The 20,717-nt window shown below is 43.9% G+C and carries 21 protein-coding genes; 3 read left to right on the top strand and 18 right to left on the bottom strand.

From position 1 onward, the window contains the following. Window positions 1-169 precede the first annotated feature (169 nt). The 14 genes from OPS28_RS03890 to rpe form a co-directional block, all read right to left on the bottom strand. Complete coding sequence (locus OPS28_RS03890) at window positions 170-754, bottom strand: cupin domain-containing protein (RefSeq protein WP_265608140.1); 585 nt, start codon at window positions 752-754, stop codon at window positions 170-172. A gap of 955 nt (window positions 755-1,709) precedes the next feature. Next, the gene (locus OPS28_RS03885; RefSeq protein ID WP_265608139.1) at window positions 1,710-2,180 is read right to left on the bottom strand and encodes an invasion associated locus B family protein; all 471 of its coding nucleotides are present in this window, start codon (window positions 2,178-2,180) and stop codon (window positions 1,710-1,712) included. Window positions 2,181-2,304: 124 nt separating this feature from the next. Next, a complete protein-coding gene (locus OPS28_RS03880) occupies window positions 2,305-3,309 on the bottom strand; it encodes a hypothetical protein (protein ID WP_265608138.1) in 1,005 nt (334 codons plus the stop codon). 647 nt (window positions 3,310-3,956) lie between these two features. Continuing rightward, window positions 3,957-4,655 carry an aspartate/glutamate racemase family protein gene (locus tag OPS28_RS03875; protein WP_265608137.1) on the bottom strand — a complete coding sequence of 233 codons (699 nt, stop codon included), beginning with the start codon at window positions 4,653-4,655 and terminating at the stop codon, window positions 3,957-3,959. Next, window positions 4,656-5,276, bottom strand: a complete 621-nt coding sequence (locus OPS28_RS03870; RefSeq protein WP_265608136.1) for an FMN-binding negative transcriptional regulator — start codon at window positions 5,274-5,276, stop codon at window positions 4,656-4,658. Window positions 5,277-5,299: 23 nt separating this feature from the next. Next, window positions 5,300-5,680: a GFA family protein gene (locus OPS28_RS03865; protein WP_265608135.1), complete on the bottom strand. Its 381-nt coding sequence runs from the start codon at window positions 5,678-5,680 to the stop codon at window positions 5,300-5,302. A 575-nt stretch (window positions 5,681-6,255) separates the two neighbouring features. Then, window positions 6,256-7,062 carry a DUF1338 domain-containing protein gene (locus OPS28_RS03860; protein WP_265608134.1) on the bottom strand — a complete coding sequence of 269 codons (807 nt, stop codon included), beginning with the start codon at window positions 7,060-7,062 and terminating at the stop codon, window positions 6,256-6,258. 23 nt (window positions 7,063-7,085) lie between these two features. Next, window positions 7,086-8,555 (bottom strand): succinylglutamate-semialdehyde dehydrogenase, encoded by a 1,470-nt coding sequence (gene astD / locus OPS28_RS03855; RefSeq protein ID WP_265608133.1) that lies wholly within the window; start codon window positions 8,553-8,555, stop codon window positions 7,086-7,088. A gap of 14 nt (window positions 8,556-8,569) precedes the next feature. Further along, window positions 8,570-9,604 carry an arginine N-succinyltransferase gene (astA, locus tag OPS28_RS03850; protein ID WP_265608374.1) on the bottom strand — a complete coding sequence of 345 codons (1,035 nt, stop codon included), beginning with the start codon at window positions 9,602-9,604 and terminating at the stop codon, window positions 8,570-8,572. 25 nt (window positions 9,605-9,629) lie between these two features. Then, window positions 9,630-10,838: an aspartate aminotransferase family protein gene (locus OPS28_RS03845; protein ID WP_265608132.1), complete on the bottom strand. Its 1,209-nt coding sequence runs from the start codon at window positions 10,836-10,838 to the stop codon at window positions 9,630-9,632. A gap of 374 nt (window positions 10,839-11,212) precedes the next feature. Beyond that, window positions 11,213-12,415: an HDOD domain-containing protein gene (locus OPS28_RS03840; protein ID WP_265608131.1), complete on the bottom strand. Its 1,203-nt coding sequence runs from the start codon at window positions 12,413-12,415 to the stop codon at window positions 11,213-11,215. An 88-nt stretch (window positions 12,416-12,503) separates the two neighbouring features. Further along, the gene (locus tag OPS28_RS03835) at window positions 12,504-13,082 is read right to left on the bottom strand and encodes an anthranilate synthase component II (protein ID WP_265608130.1); all 579 of its coding nucleotides are present in this window, start codon (window positions 13,080-13,082) and stop codon (window positions 12,504-12,506) included. Between the two features lie 22 nt (window positions 13,083-13,104). Then, window positions 13,105-14,115, bottom strand: coding sequence for a tryptophan--tRNA ligase (trpS, locus tag OPS28_RS03830; RefSeq protein ID WP_265608129.1), 1,011 nt, complete (start codon window positions 14,113-14,115; stop codon window positions 13,105-13,107). Window positions 14,116-14,154: 39 nt separating this feature from the next. After that, entirely contained in the window at window positions 14,155-14,832 is a 678-nt protein-coding gene (rpe, locus tag OPS28_RS03825) for a ribulose-phosphate 3-epimerase (protein ID WP_265608128.1), read from the bottom strand. A gap of 383 nt (window positions 14,833-15,215) precedes the next feature. Between rpe and OPS28_RS03820 the strand changes: the two genes are divergently transcribed. From OPS28_RS03820 to OPS28_RS03810, 3 genes are all read left to right on the top strand, one after another. Then, on the top strand, window positions 15,216-15,884 hold the full coding sequence (locus tag OPS28_RS03820) for a TorF family putative porin (RefSeq protein WP_265608127.1): 669 nt from the start codon (window positions 15,216-15,218) through the stop codon (window positions 15,882-15,884). A 139-nt stretch (window positions 15,885-16,023) separates the two neighbouring features. Next, window positions 16,024-16,329, top strand: coding sequence for a hypothetical protein (locus tag OPS28_RS03815; protein ID WP_265608126.1), 306 nt, complete (start codon window positions 16,024-16,026; stop codon window positions 16,327-16,329). Then, window positions 16,295-16,528 (top strand): DUF2970 domain-containing protein, encoded by a 234-nt coding sequence (locus tag OPS28_RS03810; protein ID WP_265608125.1) that lies wholly within the window; start codon window positions 16,295-16,297, stop codon window positions 16,526-16,528. The genes OPS28_RS03815 and OPS28_RS03810 overlap by 35 nt, the downstream gene beginning before the upstream one ends. Window positions 16,529-16,551: 23 nt before the next feature. Here OPS28_RS03810 and OPS28_RS03805 read toward each other — a convergent pair whose 3' ends face one another. From OPS28_RS03805 to aroK, 4 genes are all read right to left on the bottom strand, one after another. Continuing rightward, window positions 16,552-17,379 (bottom strand): Dam family site-specific DNA-(adenine-N6)-methyltransferase, encoded by an 828-nt coding sequence (locus OPS28_RS03805; protein WP_265608124.1) that lies wholly within the window; start codon window positions 17,377-17,379, stop codon window positions 16,552-16,554. 155 nt (window positions 17,380-17,534) lie between these two features. Then, entirely contained in the window at window positions 17,535-18,920 is a 1,386-nt protein-coding gene (locus OPS28_RS03800; RefSeq protein WP_265608122.1) for an SPOR domain-containing protein, read from the bottom strand. A 77-nt stretch (window positions 18,921-18,997) separates the two neighbouring features. Further along, window positions 18,998-20,065, bottom strand: a complete 1,068-nt coding sequence (gene aroB, locus OPS28_RS03795) for a 3-dehydroquinate synthase (RefSeq protein ID WP_265608120.1) — start codon at window positions 20,063-20,065, stop codon at window positions 18,998-19,000. 14 nt (window positions 20,066-20,079) lie between these two features. Next, on the bottom strand, window positions 20,080-20,595 hold the full coding sequence (aroK, locus tag OPS28_RS03790; protein ID WP_265608119.1) for a shikimate kinase AroK: 516 nt from the start codon (window positions 20,593-20,595) through the stop codon (window positions 20,080-20,082). Window positions 20,596-20,717 lie beyond the last annotated feature (122 nt).

Below are 20,717 nucleotides of genomic sequence, written 5' to 3'. Positions count from 1 at the left end.
GTCAATGTATATTAGCTCATGCAAAACCTTCAAAAACATTGAGAGTGGACGAACTATTGAGGCTGCAGTGAGAGCAATAGCCATATAGTTTGTAATTATTGGCTAGTAGATATTAATACCCCGCATAGGCTGATATTGCGGTGGGGTCCCCGTGAGTTTTGATAACAAGTCAATTTTCTGAGGGCGCTAAAAGCTCTCTCGCGGACGCTGGCAGCTTGCTCATATCTACGTGAACATTCATGTTTGCTGTTTCCTGAGCAATGATAGCTCCGATTTGTTCTGGTGTTGCGTTAGGAGCGTTCTGCATGGCGGTTTCTACGGCTTCGAAAAACTTCTCGAAATGGCCAGGGGTCACTACGACTAACAGATGAGCTGGCTCATCATACGGATTCCAGAATCCATGCAGATGCCCGCGGGGCAAAGCGGCGATAGTACCGGCATCACCTTTTATCTCTTTGTCTTTATTTAAAAAGTGAACTGTTCCTTTTAGTACGATAAAGATTTCGTCTTCATTATCGTGCCGATGAGGTGGGGCGCCTAATGATTTTGGTGGCAAGGTTTCTTCAAATAAAGCGATTTTACTTTCTAAGTCGCCCGCTCGAACATGGTGATGAATATCACGACCAACGTATTGCGTGATTTTTCCTTCACCTAGTTTGGTGAATTTAGTGTGATGTTGCACGTTATCATCTTCTGCCCTCACTGTAAGCACACACATTACGGCGACAGAAGTAATAATTAGATTCAGGTTCATGCGTTCTTTTTGCCTTACGATTCTTTCGTACTCTTTAGGTTTAGAATAAAAAAAGAACGCTTGCAATAGAATAGAGAGACAAAATTTGATTTAACGAGTAGGGGTGAGCGGTTTTATTTAAGCGCCTCTTTTACGGCGTATTTGGTATGAATTTGTGTGGTATCGAAAAGCGGTATGGTGGCGAATGCCGCCATCTCCTAACTCGCTTAGTTGATGCAAAGGTAAAGTGTTGTTTTTGGAGGTCCCGGATAGGGCTTTGCCCTTCCGGGATGACGAAGTATTTTTTTTCGCCCTTCCGGGATGAGGAAGTACTTTTTTCGCCCTTCCGGGACGATGGGGTACTTTCTTCGTGGGCAGCGTATCCCGTCATGGTGGCGAATGCCGCCATCTCCTAACTCGCTTAGTTGATGCAAAAGTAAAGTGTTGTTTTTGGAGGTCCCGGATAGGGCGTCGCCCTTCCGGGATGACGAAGTACTTTTTTCGCCCTTCCGGGACGACGGGGTACTTTCTTCGTTGGCAGCGTATCCCGTCATGGTGGCGAATGCCGCCATCTCCTAACTCGCTTAGTTGATGCAAAGATAAAGTGTTGTTTTTGGAGGTCCCGGATAGGGCTTTGCCCTTCCGGGATGACGAAGTACTTTTTTCGCCCTTCCGGGACGACGGGGTACTTTCTTCGTGGGCAGCGTATCCCGTCATGGTGGCGAATGCCGTCATCTCCTAACTCGCTTAGTTGATGCAAAAGTAAAGTGTTGTTTTTGGAGGTCCCGGATAGGGCGTCGCCCTTCCGGGATGACGAAGTACTTTTTTTCGCCCTTCCGGGATGACGAAGTACTTTTTTTTCGCGCTTCCGGGATGACGAAGTACTTTTTTCGCCCTTCCGGGGTGACGAAGTACTTTCTTCGTTGGCAGCGTATCCCGTCATGGTGGCGAATGCCGCCTGCATCTGAGGTAATTGTTACTTCAACATATCCAATGTATTGGCGATACCTTTCATTGAAAGACTTATTTCATTTTCCTGATCTTGCGTAGAAAAATATCGAATGAGCAAAGTATCCTGAGCACGCATGTGCTTTTCTAATTCATCTGTAAGCGGGGCCATAACTGAGCATCCATTTTTCATGCACACCGTCATTGGGTGTGTTTGTTCATATTCGCCTATTTTAAAAGCTATGCCGGGCGGTAGATAAACGCCAAGAGGGAAGATTACCCTAAGCACAACCTGATTATTATTTTTAATGGCGCTGATCACTGCTGTAAATTTAAGTTTATTTTTAGGGTTTTCAAGTTGTTGGGTCGCAACACATTCATCGTCACACACCACTGTCCAATCTTGCTTTTGCGAGTGAGTTTGCGCCGCGGCGGCTGTTATACCCATGGCTATCGTTAACACTGTCAGACATAGTTTTAAAATCACTTCTCGACACATAACGAATCCTTATTTTAATAAAATATCACATTGCTAAATATAGAATATTTTTAATACAAAAAAACAGCAATAAGCCGGGGTATGCCGGCTTATTGCTGTTGAGTTTAATTGGCAACTGTCGAGTTTAAGCTTTACGACGAAGTCTCATTAATACAAACGCAGCGAGACCGAACATAGCAAAAACGGCTGGTTCGTCTACATCAGAATGAGGGGGTAAAGATACTCCTCCAACACCTGCAAAACCGAAAATGAAAGTAGGTGCCAAGTCAGTAGTTTCATCAATAAAGCCATCTTGATTGGTATCGTCACCAGACCAACCGAACGAGTAGGCCTCTGCGCCTACTAAACCGAGTGAAGTCAATGCAGCCGCTTCCCCAATTGCACCACCGTAAAAGATTTCGAACTCAAACGTGTCGCCCGCCGCTAACGCACCGAAGTCAAAATCAAAGTTAGCGCCATGGTCATTGGGCCCTGACGCATCAAAATCACCGCTAGCACCCGCTTCTATTGTACCGCAAAAACTGAAGGGGTCGGAACTACAGAAACCATCATCAGTAGCACCAATAACAGATGTCGCGGCGGCAGTGCCACCTATTGTGACAAACTCATTAAATGGCGTCGGTGAGGTGTCCCAATCAAAGGTTCTGCGATATCGCAGGTTGTCAATATCCGTCGCCGTCGTATTTTCAATTGACACGGTAACGCGATATAGATTGTCTGTTTCAGTTGCCAATTCGAAAGCATGAGTAACCTGCAGACTAGCGCTTGATACAACAGAAGTAGCGGTAGTAGCAGTTGAAACAAAACTGTCAAGTACTAAACCACCCCCACCCGCGGAATTATTGATAAAGCCAGATTCGCTTGTTTCAACAATACCTACACCCCAGCCTTCGCAATAACAGCCATGGGAGGTTGATTCATATTGAGAACCTGTCGCTGTATCAATGTAACGCATGCCGACAAATGTTTCACCCGCTACGTCAGCAACGCCTCCACCTATGTTGAGCTGGCCGAAATCATCAACACCGAGTGAAATATTGCCGTCAGTGATAATAGCGCTTGCACCTGCGTGTCCGGCGCACAACAAAATACCTACAGCGCCAATTAATTTAGTAAATTTAGAATTCATTCCTATCTCCTGTCCCGTCTGATTCTAGTTCCAACGTTAATTCTTATAATTACTTAAACGATCTACTGCAAAACTTTAATGTTGCTTAGTTTTTAATCATAGAGCATCATTTATGCCATGAAATTTATCCCTTATTTTTAAGGTGGTTAAAATCTGAACAAAATCGCATGTTGCTTTTTTGTAAAAAAAACTGACATTAAAATCATCAGGACGTAGGGTATCGCTGCGCATAAATGCTTTAACTGTGTGACGTACTAAGGTTTACGCCCCTGTTTTGCGGTCAATCTTGGTGTATAGAAAACTGACATGCATGAATATTGGTAAAAATTTCTTAATCACACCAAGGTGAAAACGAGTAAAAAATAGGATTTACATGTTTCGCCCTATGGAACATGAACATAGTAGTAAATCTTAATTATGTGACTTAAGGACTTACGCTATCGGCGAATATCACCTTCAACAAACGAGAAAGAATGCGCGAATTGACGCTTTTGTGGGGAGTTAATAATTGCCGTGCAGTAGCAACTTTTAGTATTTACATATGAGCCTTCAAACAAATCAGCTTACATACGGCTTTTAAAAATGAATTTTATATCTGTACGCATAAAAAATGCGTTTTGAATAAGGAAGGAAAGCGAAAAGGATTGTTAAACTTTCTTTAGGGCCTCATCAACAGCAAATTCCGCGTGAAGTTGTGCGGTATCAAATAATGGTACTTCGGTGTCCTCCTGCTCAATTAACAGACCAATTTCAGTGCAACCTAAGATAATTCCTTCAGCCCCCTCTTGATGAAGTTGTTCGAGAATACGTAGATAGGATTGCTTAGATTGGTTATTGAATTTCCCCTGACATAGCTCATTAAAAATTACGCGGTGAACCAATTCTTGATCACGCGCGTTGGGAATGAGCACATCAAGGCCAAACTGATTTTTTAGTCGGTCTTTATAAAACGGTTGTTGCATAGTGAATGCTGTTCCCAATAAACCTACAGTGGTGAGTCCTTGCTTTTTAAGCTTGATACCGGTGGCATCGGCAATATGTAACATGGGAATAGATACGGCGTCTTCTATGGCTGCTGATACACAATGCATTGTATTAGTGCAAAGAATCAGGAAATCAGCCCCTGCAGCTTGAATTTGTTGAGCCGCTTTAGCGAGTAATCCTCCTGCTTTTTCCCAATCACCCTTTTGCTGACACGACTCAATTACAGCAAAGTCAACACTGACCACAACAATCTGTGCTGAATGTAAGCCGCCCAGTTTTTGTTTGACCAAAGTGTTGATTAACCGGTAGTAACTGGCGGTACTTTCCCAGCTCATTCCTCCTATCAAGCCAATCGTCTTCATTTAATCCTCGCCCGTGCCTACGTTTCGCTCGCTCATATAGTTAGCCAAAGCTGTAGCGTCACTATTGTTACTCATTCGAAGCGAACGAAACACACCGGCTTGGTCTGCTTGATTCCTGTGTTGACCTAGCTTCTCTCGGGCGTCAATACGACTAATAATTATTTTGAAGCCAATAATGCCTTTTAATAAACCTTGTATATAGTGTTCAGGCATACGTTCATGGTCATTGAGTAACCTAGGCTCATACTGTGCAATCAATTGTTTCACCTGGCGCAGCGTCTCTTCTTCGTGTAATTGCTTAAGGTGGCCAAGACAATGCACTGCGGCGTAGTTCCAGGTGGGTACAGCGACTGGTGAAGCATCATACCAAGTAGGGGAAATATAACTATGCGGACCGGTAAATACGGCGAGTACTTCGTCACCATCACCAAATTTGCTTTGTATATTCGCCCTTGAAATATGTCCATATAGCGTTCCAAGCTTTCCTTCTTCCGGTGCAATTTGCAGTGGTAAATGGGTAGCGTCTAAAGTAGGCGATGCCAGCAGCGCAAACCCATTTTGTTCGATAAACCGACGTACTGCTTGTATATCATTCATTTTTTCCTTTTCGGGTGTATGCATTTAATTTCCTTTATTACATTTTGTTATGCTTTGTGCGCTAGTTTATGCGCATGTTTTTCCCATTCCTGCCCATTGAATTCGCTAATAGCAAATTCGGGGGGCTCGCCTTCTAAACAGCGTGCATTAACACTAATTCCATTAGGGTTTGAACGCGGAATATAAAACGATTTGATTCCACAGTAATTACAAAAATAATGTTTAGCGACATGCGTATTAAAGGTGTAGCAGTTTAAATTATCCCAACTCGTGTTCAATTTAAATTGGTTAATAGGAACGATTAGATGTAGAAAACCTGTTTTCTGACAAATAGAGCAGTTACATGCGTCAACATCGACTTTTTGTTCACAGGTAACGTCGAATTGAACCCGTTTGCAGTGGCAGCCGCCGTGGTATGTTTTCATCATTAATATAATTCCATATTGCGCCGAACTTAAATACGCTTAAGTAATGCTAATCCGATGACTTAAGCTTACTTTCAACCAATGCGCCACTATTATTTGAAATAGTATAAATAATTTCATAGCGGTCACTTGCTTAGTTATATTTACCCAACTTTAGAGTTATATCAGCGTTGTTGAAACGCTCTTTAACCATTGAGTTGCATAGGCATTACGCGTTCAGGCAACGTCATCTACATAAAAATAAATCTATCGATTAGCATGCCTGGGAGTTATTAAGCAAAATGGTATTTGCAGTACACTCAATTGGCTCTATTGTGCAATTTTCTGCTCTTCAACCAACACGCTTATATCCATAGACTGGGCTAATATTACCCAGTCTATGGATATAAAATAATGAAACATACAAAACAGTGAGCGCCCGGCGCATGACCATCCTTTTAGCTCGTATGTTTAATATACTGGCTAGTGGTGTGTTTTAACAAGGCCAAAAATGTTAGCGTCTAAGGAATAAGGTAGAGTTGTCAGAGCGAAAAAAATCGATTCATAAATAAAAAAGGCTCCTCGCGGAGCCTTTTAGATTATTTTGAGTTTGTACTTTCGAATATCTTGTCAGCTGATTCGGCTACAAAACCTTGATACAACTCGCCGTTGGGCATGTTGTAACGTTGGGCAAATTCGTAGAAACAGCTTGGAATTTCTTTCTCTTCGCTGCCGAATTGAACTACTTGGCGGTCAGCCATAATCGATGATTGTGCTAAGAATACACTTTCACCGCCTTTAATCTCTCCACCTACTGTATTTAGGGGGAAGCCTGCTTCTTTTAGTTCAGCGTTCACTTCCGCTAACGTATCAATGTGATGCAAATGATTTACACTAACAGTAAAATGATTGGCGCGGAAACCCCACGCAGCTAACCAGGCCGCGTATTCAGATTCTTCAAGCAGGGTTTCATACTCTTCTTTAGTCAGTTCCCAATGGCGGCCTGAATAAAGAAAATCTTCATTTTTCACAGCTTGCGCATCCATTTGCGCAACCAGCTTATTAATGATGGCCTGTGATTGTTCAGTGAGATCTTGAACGCGTAATTCGCTGATGAACACCTTTGGTTTGGTTGTATCCGGGTGTTCAAAGTGGCGAGCGTCTAATTTCTTCGCTTCAAAATCATAGCTACCTTTTTCTGCATAACCTAACGCCAAAAAATGCGCGGCTAATTTGTCTAAAGACGTCTTTTCCAGATTAAAAGTACGAAACGCAACATGATCGTTCACAATCTCGCTGCTATGTTCTTCATGTTTCAACAGTGCATGAACTTTATGCGCAGAAGGTGTAATGGCAACATAATCTTGCCACAAGTTGTCATACAAGGTATCAATATTGGTATGCATTAATATTAAGTCCTGCTAAGGCGTTATAGTGAGAGGCCAGGGCTTAGCTGACCCGGAAGCGTCACTTTCTCTAACTCGACTGAAGCTACAGGGTAGGCGCAGTAGTCCGCTGCATAGTACGCGCTGGCACGATGGTTGCCACTTTCACCTATACCGCCAAACGGCGCCGCGCTGCTTGCCCCTGTAATAGGACGGTTCCAATTGACAATGCCAGCACGAATACGGGCGAAGAAATAACGATAATCTTCTTCACTGTCACCGATAAAGCCCGCAGATAAGCCAAATCGCGTATTATTTGCTTCACTAATCGCTGTATCAAAATCATCGTAACGAATGATTTTTAGCAATGGACCAAAGTGCTCTTCATCAGGCATTTTATCCAGCATACAGGTTACATCAATAATACCTGGGGTTACGAAACCTTTGGCAGTATCTTGCTGTTCCATACGAACTAGTACATTTCCACCTAAGTTTTCCAATTCTTGTTGGGCACTAACCATCATGCTCGCTGCATTTGCGGAAATCATCGCACCCATGAAAGGCTGTTCTGCCGCATCATATTCGCCCACTTTGATGTTCTTGGTCACTTCAACTAAGCGGGTAACCAATGCATCTCCTTTTTCGCCCGCAGGCACGAAGAGCTTACGTGCACACGTGCAGCGTTGACCAGAGGTGACAAATGCAGATTGAACGATATCGTGTACAGCGGCATCAGTATCTGCTACATCTTTAACGATAAGTGGATTGTTACCGCCCATCTCAAGCGCAAGAATCTTACCCGGATGCCCTGCGAACTGTTCGTGCAGTAATTTACCGGTCCGAGAACTACCCGTGAAAAACAATCCATCCAGACCATCATGGCTAGCAAGCGCCTTACCTGTTTCAACTTCACCCTGAACAAGGTTAAGGACACCCGCCGGTAAACCTGCTTCGTCCCATAGTTTTACCGTTTCCTGTGCAACCAAAGGGGTAAGATCTGATGGTTTAAATACCACTGTATTACCAGCAAGTAGCGCAGGAACGATATGCCCATTTGGCAGATGGCCAGGGAAATTATAAGGGCCAAATACAGCGACCACGCCGTGAGGCTTGTGGCGAATAAACGCCTGCCCAACTGGCATTGGGTTTTCTACCGTACCAGTGCGTTCATTATACGCACGCTCCGATATTCCAATTTTACCCATCATCGCGCCTACTTCGGTGGCTGTTTCCCACTCAGGCTTGCCGGTTTCTTTGGCAATGACTTTGGTTAAATGGGGTTTATTCTTTTCTAATAGCTCACCAAAACGTTTGATTACCACCAAACGTTCCTCAGGCGTTTTCATTGCCCAGGCAACTGAGGCCTTACGAGCAGCTAGAATAGCGGCATCCACTTGCGCGGAGGAGGCAGATTTGCCGTCCCAGATAACTTCGTTTTTGGCTGGATCAATGGATTTAATGTCGTGGCCTTCGCCAGCTAACCACTCACCATTAATATAGTGTGTTGTTTGCATGTAAATTCCTGTAATTAGTCTCTGAACTGAACGGGGGCGAAGCGCACTGCGTCCCCTTCGCAGATATTTAACATTGCAGCGGTGTGTCTTGAGATAGCGACCACTTGCTGTTCTTCACTCACTGCCATTTCAGTTGCTACTGCGCGGAAATTTTGCACAGAAGTATTAATAATATAGTGTGTTTGCCCTTGAGCAGCTGTTTGATCGTCGATAACAACCGGCATTTTCCGACTGGCTAAGGCGGTGCGAATGCTGCTTAAGTTTGCTTCTACCGTTGGGCCTGCATCAAAAATATCCACATAACCCCTACAGCTAAAGCCTTCTTCTTCAAGCATGCGTAAGGCCGGCCGTGTCTTCTCGTGCACTTGACCTATCACTTGCTGGGCTTTTTCACTTAATAAGCTAACATACACCGGGTGCTTAGGCATCAGTTCAGCAATGAACTCTTTGTTCCCAATGCCTGAAAGGTAATCTGCGGTGGGAAAGTCCATTGAGAAAAAATGCTCTTCTAACCATTCCCAGAATGGCGAAGCACCGTCTTCATCACACACGCCCCGCATTTCAGCAATGACCGTTTCTGCAAACCGCTCACGGTGTTCCATCATGAATAAAAAACGGACCTTTGACAGAAATCGCCCGCTAATACCACCGCGCGCCTTTTCACGAAGGAACAAGGTACATATTTCGGTAACGCCGGTGTAGTCGTTACAAAGCGTTAAAATATCTACTGTATTGTGGATATCTAACTCACGAGACGAATGCACAACCTTACCCAGATGATAGTGATAAAAAGCGTCATCTAGCCCTACCGCAGATTCAATACCCGTGGTCCCAACTACTTCTCCGGTATTGGTATCTTCCATAACGAATAGATACGATTCACCACCAGGTTCAGTTGGGTTTGATGCAAATGCATCTTCCGCACGCTTTATTTTGTTTTCCAATAATTCCTGACAAACAGGTAACGATGTAAAACCGATACCTGACTCTTCAGCGATGGCATATAGCGCATCATAATCAGCTGATGTGATTGGGCGAATAATTCTCATGTCCGCTTGCTCGACTTCAGTTGTATTAATCAGCATTAACAACAGCAGCTACGGCGCGTTCAAAACGTGCCATACCTTCTCTGATGTCTTCTTCGCTGATAACGAGTGATGGAGCAAAACGAACAACGTTAGCACCTGCGACCAGGCACATTAATTTTTCTTGCGTCGCCGCGTTTAAGAAATCACGGGCTTTACCATGGAACTTTTCATTTAGTGCACAGCCGAGCAACAGGCCTTTACCACGAACTTCTTCAAAGAACGGGTATTTTTTGTTGATGTCATTCAGTAACGAACGGAATAATTCTTCTTTAGCAAGCACGCCTTTCAATACCGCCTCGTCATTGACGATATCCACTACTTTTTCTGCTACGGCACACGCCAATGGGTTACCGCCGTACGTACTTCCGTGCGTACCTGGTTTAAGTGACTCAGCGATTTCTTTAGTCGTTAGCATGGCGCCAATTGGGAAGCCACCACCAAGGGCCTTTGCCGTTGTCAAAATATCAGGTGTGACACCAAGATCCATATAAGCATAAAGGTGACCGGTGCGACCCACACCCGATTGTACTTCGTCAAAAATTAACAGAGCATTTTGCTTATCACAAAGTTCACGAACCCCTTTTACAAACTCAGGCTCTGGCGAAATAATGCCGCCTTCGCCTTGCAGAGGTTCCATCATAACGGCGCAGGTTTTGTCCGAGATGAGCGCTTCAAAAGCTGCTAAATCGTTATAGTCGCAATGTTCAATAGCGCCGGGTTTTGGACCGAAGCCGTCAGAATATGCTGCCTGGCCGCCGACAGTGACAGTAAAAAATGTACGTCCATGGAAGCCTTTGTTAAAGGCAATAATTTGATTTTTTTCTGCACCAAACTTATCCAAAGCATAACGACGCGCCAGTTTTAATGCCGCTTCATTTGATTCTGCACCAGAGTTGGCAAAATAAACACGGTCAGCAAAAGTAGCATCGGTTAGCTTCTTAGCTAAACGTAAGGCGGGTTCGTTAGTGAAAACATTACTTAAATGCCACAGTTTGCGACCTTGTTCTTCTAACGTATTTACTAACTCAGGGTGACAGTGGCCCAACACATTTACGGCTATACCACCTGCAAAGTCGACGTACTCTGCACCATCCTGATCCCACACCCGTGATCCTTCGCCACGAACTGGCACCATGCTAGCGGGGTTATAGTTAGGTACCATGACCTCGTCAAAAGTTGCGCGAGTAACGTTCATTTAAATTACCTCTGAGTCTGGCATTCACCCCTGCTTAACTTGCAAGTGAGAATGCGGAGTTGTTCAAATTAATTGCGCATTATGCCAGCAAATTGAACAGAAGTCTCCCCTCTAATATACCTGAACCCCTTTATATTCAAGGGGTTTGGCATAATTTGCAGTTTAACTGCATAACTATCTAATTAGGCGTGAGGCAATTTTGCCGCACATTAACTTAACGGGATTTCTATAGCGAAATAGGGGTTGCTATGGCAAAGGCAAAGCTTGTTGAGGGCACCTGAAAGGCGTATAGCTAGAACAATCCCACCCGACTGTACTTCTCAGGATTGCAGGTTAACGAACAGATAACCGTTGAATGATTATCCATAAATTTTTTAATTGTATCGTGCAGTCTGACTAAATGGAGGCGCTGACACCTGTGCGTGATTTAAAATGTCTACCGCCTCCTGTGGAAAACCAACACTTAACAAATGTATTTTTACCATCTTTCTATCGATACAGCGATGTTGAAGTAGCATCCTGACCTTAGCATATTCTCTTGCCCATGCAAGCACTCGACCCATAGGTAAAGGATTTTTGGTACTCAGTGAGTGTAAGCTCTGGCTCAATTGCAATTTACGAGGCGATATGTGCGTCAGTAGATCTACTGTAACACTGTCTGCAAATTCCTGCTGTAAAGCGATGAGGTAGTTTGGAGAAGGTTTTATATTACCTAGCACTTTATGGATATCGACCCGTTTCTTTTTTATCGCCTGCTCCATCAGTTCATTGCGGGTAGACTCAAACAGACGAAAATACAACTTGATTAATATGCATCGGCCGATGCCATGGGTGGCGCCTAGGAGGTAGGCGGCATTTGCATCTAAACGCTGTAAAGGTGCGATTAGCGAAGCGCATACGGCGCTAGAGACACCAAAATTGAATAAGTGATTTTTAATGTCGGGATAGGGATCGGTGGTTTGAGGCAACGAGCGTTTTAATATCATATAGGGAACCACTTGCTTTAAGTTTTCCAATCCAAGATAACTTAATGCCGTTCTGATCGACGCGACTTGAATACTATTTCCTTTTGCATCTTTTCTACGCAATTGGGGAAGATTAACTACCTTCATGATTTCATAGCTTAACCACGGATGGGTCTTTATCTGCTCTTCTACCTTGGTAAGTGAAGTACTATCTAGGTGCAAAATTTCCAGCAGTAATTTAATGTTGGTAGTAAACCCCAGATTTTGTGTACACACCTTACTTAAATTCGTTGTTCTCTTGCGGATAGCCGAAAAAAGGAATCTGTGAAAGTCGTGATTAACAGCGCCTTTAAACGTTGCATGGCTAAGCTCTTGCAATGATTGGTTTTTTATTGCAATTTTTTCGATGGTAAGTAGCTCGCGTCTCGCTTCCGCTTGTTCGGACTCTTCGTAACTGACTTCGCCGGGGGTGACTTTACCTGCAAGAGTTTGTGCACGTTCAAGAGAGATGAGCAAATTTTCAAAACGATCATCCACCCCGGCGTGAGATAATACGTTTTGGATAACAGATTTTTTCCCAAAATCGCTATGCATCGTTAGTCGTTCAATCATTACCGGTCTTTATCTGTGAACAGTAAAACACAGATAAAGTTTAGCTTATTTAACTTACTTAACATTCTAAATCGGTGAATCGATAAGGCTAAGCTAGTTGTAAGTAGTTATTTAACAGGGTATGCCCATGGTCGGTTAACAGCGATTCAGGGTGAAACTGTACGCCCCAGATGGGCAGGGAGGTATGCGCCAATGCCATAATTTCCCGTATCCCATCTTTATTTTCACTCCAAGCATCAACACGAAGCGTCGTTGGGAGTGAAGCGGGATTCAATACAAGTGAATGATAACGGGTGGCATTGAACGGGCTAGGAAGGTTAGTCATGATACCGCTGCTACGATGATATATTGCCGAGACTTTGCCATGCAGCACTTGCTGAGCGCGCACAACCTTCGCACCGAAAGCCTGGCCGATAGCCTGATGCCCCAGGCACACGCCTAAAATGGGAATCTGCCCAGCGAAATGTTCGATAACAGCTAAACTGATTCCCGCCTCATTAGGTGTACACGGTCCGGGGGAAATCACGATATGAGATGGGTTGAGTTTTTCTATTTCTAAAAGGGTAAGCTCATCATTTCTCACCACTTTTACCTCAACGTTCAGCTCAAAAAAGTAGCGCGCCAGGTTATGGGTAAATGAGTCGTAATTATCAATTAGCAACAACACGATTGTATTCCTGGCACGTTAATTAGCGTGGTGTAGCAATGAATCCCAATGCTTTATACACATTTTCGAGCGTGTGGGCGGCACGCGCTTTGGCTTTTTGCGCCCCTTTTTGCATGACCTCGTCCAGGTAACTGCGATCATTGCGGATTTCTTGATAGCGTTGCTGAATTGGCGTTAACAAATTGACCACAGCTTCAGCAACATCGCCTTTTAGATGGCCGTACATCTTGTCTTCATATTGAGGAACAAGCTCTGAAATTGACTGGCCGGTAGCGCACGAAAGAAGTGACAATAAATTGGATACACCAGGTTTTTCTTGCACATCAAAATAAATACGCGCCTGCTCGTCGGAGTCTGTTACGGCACGTTTTATTTTTTTCGTTAGCTTCTTGGGTTCTTCCAACAAGCCAATAAAGTTATTGGGGTTGTTGTCCGATTTTGACATCTTCTTTTCAGGCTCTTGCAAGCTCATTACCCGTGCGCCAAACTCTGGAATAAATGGCTCTGGTATAGTGAATAATTCCCCATAAATATTGTTCATGCGGGTAGCCACATCCCGAGCTAGCTCAAGGTGTTGCTTTTGATCATCACCTACCGGAACCTGATTTGCTTGATAAAGCAGTATGTCGCCGGCCATTAGTGCAGGATAAGTAAAAAGACCAGCATTAATATTACTGACATTTTTCGCAGACTTGTCTTTAAACTGAGTCATGCGATTGAGCTCACCCATTTGCGTATAGCAATTCAATATCCACGCGAGTTGCGCATGTTCGGGTACGTGAGACTGGACAAAAAGAGTACTTTTCTGGGGGTCGATACCACAGGCTAGATAAAGCGCTAGTCCGTCAAGGCAGGCTGCATTGAGCGCTTCAGGTTCTTGTCTAACGGTAATGGCATGAAGATCTACCAACATATATAGGCAATCGTGATCATCCTGCATGGAAACCCATTGTTTTAGCGCACCCATGTAATTACCGATGGTGAGTTGCCCTGATGGCTGACAGCCGCTAAGTACAATTGGTTTTTGTGTCATATTTATTACCTGAAATTCTGCTTATCTAAAAATGTTGAGTTAGCAAGATTGAATGGCTGCAAGTTCGGCCCGCATTTGATCAATGACTTGTTTGTAATCTGGTTGATTGAATATGGCAGAACCTGCCACAAACATGTCTGCGCCTGCTTCAGCAATGGCGCGAATATTATCGACTTTTACGCCGCCGTCAATCTCAATTCGAATATCTTTGCCACTTTCGATGATACGTTGTTTAACTAAACGCAGCTTATCTAAGGTTGAGGGAATAAACGATTGCCCGCCGAACCCAGGGTTTACCGACATAAGAAGAATGTGATGCAGTTTGTCCATCACATGATCTAGATAATGCAATGGTGTCGCGGGGTTGAATACTAATCCTGGTTTGCAACCTTTATCAATAATTAGTTGTAACGAACGGTCTATGTGATCAGATGCCTCCGGGTGAAAACTAATGTAAGTCGCTCCGGCATCGGCGAATTGTTCGATTAATTCATTGACCGGCTTAACCATTAAGTGAACATCAATAGGGGCGGTAATTCCATAGTCCCTTAGCGCTTTACAAATCATTGAACCAAAGGTCAGATTAGGTACATAGTGATTGTCCATCACATCAAAGTGAATGATGTCTGCGCCTGCAGCCAATACTTTGTCGACATCTTCTCCAAGACGAGCAAAGTCGGCAGACAATATCGAAGGTGCAATGGTATATGTTGTCACAAGATTACCCTTATATATGAAAAGCCAATATTCGTTGCAATAGTTTAAGCCGCGAAAAGTGCAAAGTGAAAAGTAAAAAGTAAAAAGTGAAAAGTGAAGTGTATCGGAAACCCTTGCCTTAAAAAAGCACAGAGAGCGCCCCAGTTTGGGGAATGTGCGATTTTATTGTGCAAGACTTAGCGTTGAACGGCGCCAATCTTGACTAACAAGATATAAAGAGTGTTAATTAAAATTGTTTTAGAACAAAGAGTTAGTCTATGCGTTTTTGTGGTGGAAGAACAACAAAAAGTATTCGGCATTAGTTTTGCGTTACGGCTCAACATAATCATAAGCGCCAGAACAAAATACTGTTAATAAAGAACTCACACTTCCAAGGAGAACACATGAAATTGGCAAAAAACACAACTTTACTGCTAGGAGCTATACTAGCCCTGATGGAGAGCCGCGCGTTGCTAGCTAAAAGTGAGGCTAATTTTGGCGTCACCAGTAATTATCTTTGGCGGGGAGTTACCCAAAGTAACGATAACCCTTCAGTTTTTGGGGGGCTGGATTATGCAAACGAAAGTGGCTTTTACACGGGAGCTTGGGTAGGCACAATCGACTGGGGCATGGGCGGGTCCACGGAAACAGATTTATATTTAGGCTTTAGTGGCGAGGCTGGCAAGTTCGGCTACGACGTGGGTTACATTTATTACGCTTATATCGACGACGATTATGCAGATTCCGACTTTGGTGAACTGTATTTTAACGGCAGTTATATGGGCTTTAGTTATGGGGTTGCCTATACCGTAAATAGCCAGGTAGACGACGGAATGCTGTTTGATACGGGTGATATGTATTATAACGTTTCCTATGGGTGGGAACTTGCTAATCATTTTTCTTTAGGCGTGCTGTATGGCTACTATGACTTTGATGCTGGTAGTGAGAGCGACTATGGTCATTTTCAGGTTGATATAAGTAAAGGCGATTTCACTTTTTCAGCCTCTAAAGCAGACGAAGAAGCTGGTGACGATGACGTTAAATTAGTATTGAACTGGACAACATCCTTCTAAATATGCGCAAATCTAAATAAAAATTCTACGCCAGGCTACCACTGGCGTAGCGATAAATTAACTAAATAATGCTATGGAATTTATTGTTCCTTAGCGCCAAAAGCGTATAATGAGGTGAAAATTTAAGCGGTGTGGTGAAATGTTCAATAAAGGAAGAACAAAATATTTACTCACGCTCGGCGGGACAGCTGCCGTGCTATGGATGGGTTTATCTATCAATTCAGTACCAATTGACCCTATTTGTCAGTTTCAGCCATCTACACAATTCAATGCAAGTTTACCTGCCAGCCATGTTGATAATCAATGTGCGGTAGATACTGCTGCGCAAGTAAGCTGGTTTTCCTGGTTTTTCGGTAAACCCGAAACCTACCAATTTCATTTTCTTGATTTACTAGAGTTACTCAATCGAGATGCCAATTCGGATTTTTCGAGTGGACGGGAATAAGGCGAAAAGCACCGCTAAGCCAAAGCTATTACAGGTCATTAGTAGCGTATTAGCGAGCGCTTTGGGAGTCCAATCTCATAAAAATTACTCTCGAGATTTCGAACACGGTTCGTTAGTGATTTACTTAGTCGTGGGCGTTGTTTTTGTGGCTGCTTTTGTAACCGGGCTATTAACGTTAGTTGCGGCCATCACTAGTTAAACTATCTCTAAACTTCAAAGAACTCAGTTAGTAGCAGGAGAGAATAGTGCGAGCAATTCGGATGCCGGTTTCCGTAATGCTCCATTTTGACTGATTGAACGCTTTACCGATATCTGGCTTAGCAGCGCTGGCTCATAGAGTTTACGGGTTAAGGGGACGTCATGATTAGATATCAATACAGGGATACCTCTTGCAGCCGCTTTTACCGCAAGTATTGCTAACTGATCTTGCGCTGATTCACCAAAACTATTGGCTGCGTAACTGGTAAAAGACGCCGTTTTACTAATCGGCGCATAGGGAGGATCGCAATAAATAACATTTCCCTGTCGGGCCCGGCTAAATACCTTTTCAAAAGGCAAACAGGTAAATACTGCTTGGTGAGCTTTTTCTGCAAACACTGCCATTTCATGGGCGGGAAAGTAGGGACGTTTATAACGGCCAAAGGGGACGTTGAACTTCCCACTTAGATTGTAACGACACAGACCATTATAGCCGTGACGATTAAAATACAGAAATAACAGTGAACGGTAGTACACATCACTGCTCTGGTTGAACTCGTTGCGCAAGGCATAATAGGTATCAGGGCAGTTATATTGAGGCGTAAAAAACTTTGCCGCATCCTGAATGACGTTATCAGGTTGCTGCTTTAACAAGTTGTATAGATTGATCAGATCAGGATTGATATCGTTAAGTAAATATCGTTGATAGTGAGTATTTAAAAATACTGACCCAGCACCTACAAATGGCTCGATAAGCTTATCAGCATCGGGTAAACGCGATGCAATCTGTTCAACCAGCCCGTATTTTCCTCCCGCCCATTTTAAGAAGGCGCGGTTTTTTTGTTTTGCCATGTGTAAAACGAAATCTACATGAGTGTTAACTATAAAAACCACGAAATCGGATGATAGAGCGTACTCTGGTCGGCCGGCGGTTGTTACATACCTGAAGGAAGATTGTAACGGGCTAGTTGATCCGCTACAACAACCAATTCACTATGAAAGCAAAGTTATTGATTCAGTTCAGCTTTAATTTGCTTGCCTGATTTCACAAATGCTTTATCTCGATTCGGGTAATCAGGTAAATTGTTCATCGCGGCTCGCGCTGAGTCAAGTGAAGTGAAAGGCTGATGAAAGAGTAATACAAACCAGTCAGCGCCATAACGTTGCGTCTGATACATGTTTACCACCGCTGATAATTTATAGTCTTGAACAAATTGAACCAACAGTTTGTCATCCTTAAGCCCCGCTAACTGAATATAGTAGTGTGTACCTGTAACCTCTTCTTCTTTCACTTGCTTAATCGTTGAGGTTAGCTCAGATTCGGCAGAAGCATTTTGAAGTTGGGTGTTTGAAGTGTCAGTTGGACGTGGATTGTCTTGCTGTGCCGATTCGATAACGTGTGGCGCTATCTCTTCAGCAGTATTTGTAAGTGTCTCAGTGGCCCGAGGTTCAGAAGTGCTTCTCGTTTCAGTTTGCACAAGAGCGTCTGGCCAGCTTGCTACCAATCCAGTCTCTGTATTTTTCGGATTTTTTTCTACATTTTCTGCTTCATCTACACGCTCCACCAAAGGCACCTCTGGCGCCGACACATTTTTTTCATCAACTTGGCTGCTCACCAATTCTTCATAAGCAGTGCCTACCGCGATACTTTCGGTTTGTTTGGTCGCGGGTGCGGATTCCAAAGGCTGAAAAAGCGCTATTATTTTATCACTGTACAACCATCCGACTAACGCACCGAACGTGGCTAGAAACACGACTATTATCAGGGTCCACAATATTGCAGTATTTGGGCGACCAGTCGGCAAAATCTGGTCGGCGGAATAGCGCGCGGCCAGATGCTTTTCGAAATCTTGTCTGCGCTGTGCAATAAGTTTATCAACAGTGAGTTCACCGTCAGAAGGTAATACAGATTGGCTACTGATTAATAATGGGGTCGTAGTATTTTTAGCGGGAAGCCATTGTTTGGCGCGCTCGGCCCACCGGGTTTCACCAAAAACGAGGACATTTAAATGCTGTTTATTTGCGGCAAAACGACTTTGTAAAACAAGATCCCACAGTTCCTGCAATAACTGATCAGGCATGTGCTGTGCCTGCGTAATGGTAATCAGTATGGGTCCTTCGTGATTATTAAGCGAGGAGAGTAATTCATTTAGGGGGCGAACATAACTGCCAACGGTTTGGCCCAACAACTGACGGCATAGTTGACAGCGATAGTCAGCAATTTCCATTTGTTGATTAGCAGAAATATAGGCAATTTCTGTATCATTGGGTTGATTAAAAACAAACGCCTCTAGAGTTTTCTGTTGCTGAGCCACAGAATCGCCACTCACAAAGATTAATTGTGAGGAATAGTTAACCAAATACTCCAGTCGATCATGCAGTTCTGAATGCACTTCGGAAACCTTAAATCGTTTATTTTTCAACAATGATAGTGTAGTGCAGTCACAATTTGGTGCAACGACTCTAAAACTTAGCCAAGAATCTGACGAAGTACAGCCTCTGTTACATCTTTGGTAACGACTGCGTGCCCGATGCCTTTAGGAATTACAAAACGTACCTGTCCGGCTTCAACCTTTTTGTCTCTAGCCATATGCGTTATATATGCCTCGAAAGTCATGGCGTCAGGGCCACTAGTGGGTAGTTCAAACGCTTCTATTAATGCAACAATGCGACGATATTCTGACTCAGATAGCCAGCCCAAATGCTTAGCCACTTGGCTAGCAATTACAGTGCCAGCCGCCACGGCTTCCCCATGAAGCCACTTGCCGTAGCCTTGTTCAGCTTCGATCGCGTGACCAAAGGTGTGACCGAGATTAAGGATAGCTCGTAAGCCCCCTTCTTTTTCGTCTAGGGAGACGATTTGAGCTTTAATTTGGCAGCACCGGCTTATGGCATCAATTAACGTTTTGGCATCAAGGTTAAGCAGGGCATGCTGATGAGCTTCAAGCCATTCAAAGAACGTTTTATCGTAAATAATACCGTACTTTATAACTTCAGCCATACCAGCGGCAAATTCGCGTTTGGGTAACGTGCGAAGGGCACTAACATCAATAGCGACGAATTTAGGCTGATAAAATGCGCCAATCATATTTTTGCCTAGTGGATGATTAACGGCTGTTTTGCCGCCAACAGAGGAATCCACCTGAGCTAAAAGTGTGGTAGGAATCTGCACAAAAGGAACACCGCGTTGATACGTGGCTGCCACAAAGCCACATAAGTCACCGATAACGCCACCGCCCAAAGCAATTAACGTCGTATCGCGCGCCGCATTTAACTGCAGTAAACGGGTCACTACGTGTTCAAACTGGCTAAGAGTTTTGTATTGCTCGCCGTCGGGCAGTTCGATGACTTCAACCTGTTTGTCCCCACACGCTGCTTGGACGTCGCTAAGATAAAGTGGGGCGACCGTAGCGTTGCTGACAATCACGGCCAGCGGGCCTTTTATATAAGGTAATAAAAAACCGGGCTGCTGTAACAACCCGGTTTCTATTATTATTGGATAACTACGCTCATCAAGTTCGACTGTAATTGACGACATAGTCGGGAGTGCCCTTATAAGCCAATCTGGCTAATAATTTGATTCGCAACAGCGCGGGCAGATTGATCATCCGTTTCAACGATATAATCCGCTATTTCTTCATACAATGGGTTGCGTTCACCTGCCAGGTCTCTTAATACCTGTTCTGCATTGCCATTTTGTAATAGCGGGCGACGTTTATCACGCTGCGTACGTGCAACCTGCTTATCAATTGTAGTCTGCAGATACACAACAATGCCACGAGCTGACAAACGATTGCGAACAGCTTTGCTGACTACTGAGCCACCACCTGTCGCCAACACGATACCTTGCTTGTCGGTCAAATCGTTAATAATGTTTTCTTCACGTTTGCGGAAACCATCTTCGCCTTCAAGATCGAAAATCCATGCGATGTCGGCACCTGTACGGCGCTCAATTTCCTGATCAGAATCAAAAAACTCAAGATGAAGTTCGTCAGCCAGATGTCTACCGATGGTGCTTTTGCCTGCACCCATTGGGCCAACCAAAAAGATATTACGTTTTTCAGCCATATTTGCTTGTTTCACAACTTTTTTGATGTTGAGGGTAGTGTCATAAGCCTTTCTTGACCACCCATAAACTTGTGCCTATCTATTGCCCAATAAGCACACTCTTAAACCTCGCTTAAATTTCG

Source organism: Alteromonas sp. ASW11-130, assembly GCF_026183735.1.
GTDB lineage: Bacteria > Pseudomonadota > Gammaproteobacteria > Enterobacterales > Alteromonadaceae > Alteromonas.
This window is presented reverse-complemented; position numbering and strand designations above follow the sequence as displayed.

Excerpts from the sequence above, each read along its gene's own strand:
- OPS28_RS03805 (WP_265608124.1), bottom strand. The coding sequence starts at position 17,379 with ATGGCAAAACAAAAAAACCGCGCCTTCTTAAAATGGGCGGGAGGAAAA.
- OPS28_RS03875 (WP_265608137.1), bottom strand. The coding sequence starts at position 4,655 with ATGAAGACGATTGGCTTGATAGGAGGAATGAGCTGGGAAAGTACCGCC.
- OPS28_RS03820 (WP_265608127.1), top strand. The coding sequence starts at position 15,216 with ATGAAATTGGCAAAAAACACAACTTTACTGCTAGGAGCTATACTAGCC.
- OPS28_RS03845 (WP_265608132.1), bottom strand. The coding sequence starts at position 10,838 with ATGAACGTTACTCGCGCAACTTTTGACGAGGTCATGGTACCTAACTAT.
- OPS28_RS03880 (WP_265608138.1), bottom strand. The coding sequence starts at position 3,309 with ATGAATTCTAAATTTACTAAATTAATTGGCGCTGTAGGTATTTTGTTG.
- OPS28_RS03840 (WP_265608131.1), bottom strand. The coding sequence starts at position 12,415 with ATGATTGAACGACTAACGATGCATAGCGATTTTGGGAAAAAATCTGTT.
- aroK (WP_265608119.1), bottom strand. The coding sequence starts at position 20,595 with ATGGCTGAAAAACGTAATATCTTTTTGGTTGGCCCAATGGGTGCAGGC.
- astA (WP_265608374.1), bottom strand. The coding sequence starts at position 9,604 with ATGAGAATTATTCGCCCAATCACATCAGCTGATTATGATGCGCTATAT.
- OPS28_RS03885 (WP_265608139.1), bottom strand. The coding sequence starts at position 2,180 with ATGTGTCGAGAAGTGATTTTAAAACTATGTCTGACAGTGTTAACGATA.
- OPS28_RS03815 (WP_265608126.1), top strand. The coding sequence starts at position 16,024 with ATGTTCAATAAAGGAAGAACAAAATATTTACTCACGCTCGGCGGGACA.
- OPS28_RS03810 (WP_265608125.1), top strand. The coding sequence starts at position 16,295 with ATGCCAATTCGGATTTTTCGAGTGGACGGGAATAAGGCGAAAAGCACC.
- OPS28_RS03890 (WP_265608140.1), bottom strand. The coding sequence starts at position 754 with ATGAACCTGAATCTAATTATTACTTCTGTCGCCGTAATGTGTGTGCTT.
- astD (WP_265608133.1), bottom strand. The coding sequence starts at position 8,555 with ATGCAAACAACACACTATATTAATGGTGAGTGGTTAGCTGGCGAAGGC.
- aroB (WP_265608120.1), bottom strand. The coding sequence starts at position 20,065 with ATGTCGTCAATTACAGTCGAACTTGATGAGCGTAGTTATCCAATAATA.
- trpS (WP_265608129.1), bottom strand. The coding sequence starts at position 14,115 with ATGACACAAAAACCAATTGTACTTAGCGGCTGTCAGCCATCAGGGCAA.
- OPS28_RS03865 (WP_265608135.1), bottom strand. The coding sequence starts at position 5,680 with ATGATGAAAACATACCACGGCGGCTGCCACTGCAAACGGGTTCAATTC.
- OPS28_RS03860 (WP_265608134.1), bottom strand. The coding sequence starts at position 7,062 with ATGCATACCAATATTGATACCTTGTATGACAACTTGTGGCAAGATTAT.
- OPS28_RS03870 (WP_265608136.1), bottom strand. The coding sequence starts at position 5,276 with ATGCATACACCCGAAAAGGAAAAAATGAATGATATACAAGCAGTACGT.